Origin of the sequence: Kitasatospora sp. MBT63, from assembly GCF_000710465.2 — a bacterium.
Lineage (GTDB): Bacteria > Actinomycetota > Actinomycetes > Streptomycetales > Streptomycetaceae > Kitasatospora.
Genome location: NZ_JAIZ01000248.1, coordinates 4,459 through 8,758 on the forward strand (window position 1 = coordinate 4,459; position 4,300 = coordinate 8,758).

At 75.1% G+C, this 4,300-nt stretch carries 4 protein-coding genes; all 4 read left to right on the forward strand.

The window, feature by feature from the left end:
* On the forward strand, positions 1-540 hold a 540-nt coding region (locus tag AA75_RS49390; RefSeq protein WP_158515509.1), incomplete at its 5' end, for a phosphotransferase family protein.
* A gap of 10 nt (positions 541-550) precedes the next feature.
* On the forward strand, positions 551-1,624 hold the full coding sequence (locus tag AA75_RS15750) for a Gfo/Idh/MocA family protein (RefSeq protein WP_033820650.1): 1,074 nt from the start codon (positions 551-553) through the stop codon (positions 1,622-1,624).
* A gap of 11 nt (positions 1,625-1,635) precedes the next feature.
* Entirely contained in the window at positions 1,636-2,853 is a 1,218-nt protein-coding gene (locus AA75_RS47510) for a cytochrome P450 (protein WP_033820651.1), read from the forward strand.
* Positions 2,854-2,864: 11 nt separating this feature from the next.
* On the forward strand, positions 2,865-3,722 hold the full coding sequence (locus tag AA75_RS15760; protein ID WP_051812503.1) for a class I SAM-dependent methyltransferase: 858 nt from the start codon (positions 2,865-2,867) through the stop codon (positions 3,720-3,722).
* Positions 3,723-4,300: the final 578 nt, after the last annotated feature.

The following is a 4,300-nucleotide window of genomic DNA, read 5'->3' on the forward strand; positions in this document are numbered from 1 at the left end:
GCGCCGGCGGGCGCGGCGACGGTCGTGTGCCACAACGACATCGCGCCGCGCAACACCGTCTTCGTGGCCGGCCGGCCGGTCGCCTTCGTCGACTGGGACGCCGCCGGGCCCGGCACCCCGGAGTGGGACCTGGCCCAGGCCGCCTGGCAGTTCGCGCCGCTGACCGACGACGCCGGCTGCGCGGCGCTCGGCTGGCCGGCCCCGCCGGACCGCGGCCGCCGCTTCCGGCTGCTGGCCGACGGGTACGGGCTGGGGCCGGACCGCCGCCCGGGTCTGGCCGCGCTCGCCTCGACCCGGATCCGCTTCACCCTGGACCTGATCCGGCGGCAGGCGGCGGCGGGCGAACCGGCCTTCGTCCACCTGGTGGAGTCGGGCCTGGCCGACGGCGTCGACCGCGACGCCCGCTGGGCGCTGACCCACCGCGACGAACTCACCGCGGCCCTGCTCGACGGTGCCCCACTCGACGGTGCCCCACTCGACGGTGCCCCGCTCGACGGTGCCCGGCCCGCCGCGTCCGCCACCCGTCACCCCGCCCGCTAGGAGGCACAGGATGCTCAGATTCGGCATCATCGGCGCCGGAGTGATCGGCGGGGTCCACGCCCGGACCCTCGCCCGGCTGCCCGGACGCGCCACCCTGGTGGCCGTCGCGGGCCGCAGCCCGGACCGTGCCCGTGCCCTGGCGGCCGAGCACGGCTGCGACTGGCACGCCACGGCACGGGAACTGCTGGCCCGGCCCGATCTGGACGCGGTCTGCGTCTGCGTGCCCAGCGGCCTGCACGCCGGGATCGGCGAGGCCGCCCTGCGGGCGGGCAAGCACGTGCTGGTGGAGAAACCGCTGGAGGTGAGCCTGGCCGCGGCCGACCGGCTGATCGGGACGGCCCGGTCCACCGGGCGCACCCTGGGCGTCGTCCTGCAGCACCGGTTCGACCCCGCCGCCCGGTACCTGTACGACGCGGTCCGGGCCGGGACGCTGGGCGCCCTCACCTCCGCGCACGCCGAGGTGCCGTGGTGGCGGTCGCAGGGCTACTACGACTCCGGTCGGTGGCGCGGCACGGCCCGCCTCGACGGCGGCGGCGCGGTCATGAACCAGGGCATCCACACCCTCGACCTGCTCCGCTGGGTGATGGGCGAGGCGGTCGAAGTCACCGCCCACACGGCGCTCCTGGCGCACCGCGGCCTCGACGTGGAGGACACCGCGGCGGCGGTGGTCCGGTTCGCCAACGGCGCGCTGGCCACCGTCCTGGCGACCACCGCGGCCTACCCGGGCCGCACCGCCCGGCTGGCGGTCCACGGCACCCGCGGTTCCGCCGTCCTCGACGACGACCGGATGGCCTACTTCCACGCCCGGACGGACGGCGAGAGCGCCGACCCCTACGGCGCGTACGGAGCCGGCGACCGCAGCGCCGGTCTCCCGCTGCGGTACGACGACGAGCGCGACCCCACCGGGATGCCCGCCGCACCGCACCGCGACCAACTGGCGGACTTCTGCGACGCCGTCGAGCACGGACGTCCCCCCGCGGTGAGCGGGCAGGAGGCTCGCCGCTCACTCGCCCTGACCCTCGCCCTGTACGAATCCGCGCGCACCGGACGGACCGTGCGTCCGGACGGGACCCGCGCACCATGAAGGAGACTTCGATGCCCGGACCGGACCTCGCCGACCTGCTCTACGGCGACTACTCCGCGGCGGATCCCCGGGAGGCCCTGCGGGCGCTGGCGACGGCCGTGGCCCTGCCGGACCCGCGCAGCGGCGCGCTGCTGGTGACCGGCCACGAGCTGGTCCGGGAGCTGCTGCTGCACCCGGGGCTGACCAGCGCACCGCCGGGTGACCCGCTGGCCGGTACCGGCCTGTCGGAGCAGCAGATCGCGCTGCACCGGCCGGTCCGGGACTTCTTCGGCCGGTGGCCCGTGTTCAGCTCCGGGCCCTACCACCAGGAGGTCCGCGCCCGGATCCGTCCGGCCCTCGACCGGCGGAGCACCGCCGCCCTGGTCGCACAGCTGGAGGGCCACTGCCGGGACCTGCTCACCGGCCTGCGGGACGCGGGCGGGGAGTGCGACTGGATCGACGGGTTCTGCCGGCCCTACTCGCTGTCCGTGCTGGCCCGGCTGTTCGGCACCGGCCAGGACCGGATGGGCGACCTCGCGCGGGCGACGGACGGGCTGATGGCCTATCTGGCCAAGCCCAGGTCGTACACCGATGACGGCCTGGCGCGCGCGGCGGCCGCCTCGCTGGACCGTGCCCGGGCCGAGGTACGGGAGCACATCCTGGACCGGGCCGAGGGCGAACTCGCCCTGATCCTGCGGGACATGGCCGACGATCCCCGGCTGGGGCCCGATGTCGCGGTCGCGGTGACCGCGCAGATCGTCACCGGCACCATCGAGCCGCTCGCCGCCGTCCTGACCGAGGCGGTCGTGCGGGGCGGTGAGCAGTTCGCGGCCGCCGGCCCGGCGGACGGATCCGCCGCCACGCAGGGGGAGTTCACGGACGAGGTGCTGCGGATCAGCTGTCCGTTCCGGTTCGCCCCCCGGTACGCCGTGCGGGAGATGGAGATCGCCGGCCACCGGGTCGCCGCCGGGCAGCGGGTGATGCTGATCCTCGCGTCGGCGAGCCTGGACGACACCGTCTTCCCGGACCCGCTCGCCTGGCGCCCGGGTGCCCATGAGGCCCGTCCGCTGGCCTTCGGCGCCGGCTCCCACTACTGCGTCGGCGCCCCTCTGGCGCGCGGCGCGACGGACGCCCTGTGCCGGGTGCTCGCGGCGGACGGCATCCGGATGAGCCACGACCCCGCCACCTTCGAGCGGGCCCCGCACCTGGGCTCCGACCGCATCCTCGGGCTTCGCGTCCGCATCCACTAGGAGTCTGTCCCGTGCACCGTCCCACCCCCGCCCCACCCGACGGCGACCGCATCGCGGGGCTCTTCGACCGCGCCGCGGCCAGCTACGACCGCGTGGGCATCGACCTGTTCCCCGCCGCGGGCCGTCTGCTGGTGGCGCACGCCCGCATCGGCGCGGGCGAGCACGTCCTCGATGCCGGCTGCGGCACCGGTGCGAGCCTCTTCCCGGCCGCCCGCGCGGCCGGGCCGCCGGGCAGCGTGACGGGCATCGATGCCTCCCCGGAGATGATCGAACGCGTCCGGCAGCAGGCCGCCGAGGAGTGGCCGCACCCGCTGCGCACGTACGTCGGCGACCTCGAGGACCCGGACCCCGAGGCGCTGCGCCCGCCGCCCGGCGGCTACGACGCCGTCCTGGCGGGCATGGTGCTCTCCTTCCTGCGCCGGCCCGACCGGACCCTGCGCGGCTTCCACTCGGCGCTGCGCCCCGGCGGGCGGCTGGCGCTCTCCTGGTGGGGCCCGGAGCCGCCCGGCTGGGACGGCGTGGTCGAGGCGACCCGGCCGTTCGGCCCGGGTACGCCCGAGGAGATCGAGCGCGGCGTACCGGGACAGCGCAGACCGCCGACCCCGGAGTCGGTCCGGGAGCTCGCGCTCGCCGCGGGCTTCGCCCGCGTCGAGCTGTACCAGGAGCGCCTGGCGGCCTCCTTCCGGGACGCCGACCACTGGTGGGCGTGGATGTGGTCCACCGCCGCGCGGGCGTTCTGGGAGAGCGTCCCGCGTGACCGACTGCCGGCCGCCCGCGCGGCGGCCGAGGACGCCCTGGCGCCGCTGCGCGCCCCCGACGGCACCCTGCCGTACGTGCTCACGGCGCATTTCGCCGTCTGCCACCGCTGATCCCCCACCCTCCGAAAATCCGTTTCAATGGCACGGCCGGCGGCGCCGGGCAGGAATTCACGAATTCCCGTCCGGCACCTCCGGTCATTTCGGCATGTCATTTTCCGGAACGCCGGACAATTTCCGGAGAATGCCATTCGGGACTTGCAGATACGGCTCGACCGGATCTATGGTTTTGACATCCGGTCAGCCGGACCGGAGATGGTGAAACACCATCAATCCGCGCTTCTTCTCGCCTCCTGACCTGGTGCTGACGCGACCTTCGGCGGGCCACCGGCCCCCAGGCGGCCATTTCCGAGGAAACTACGGAAACCGCCGCAGCCGCAGCTTTATCCGGCCGGCGGGCGTGAAGAGGCCACACCCGAGAGGAAACGTCATGAACAACTTCGACGACATCGACATCACCGAGCTCTCCGACGAGGAGCTGGACGACATCGTGGGTGGCCAGTTCGCCATCGCCGCGCACTGCGTCATCTGACACAGCACCACCTGACACCGCGTCGTCCGACGACGGTTTCCGGGCCGGGCGGTGATCCCGCCCGGCCCGCAGCGGCGGAGCCGACTCCGCCGCCTGTGCG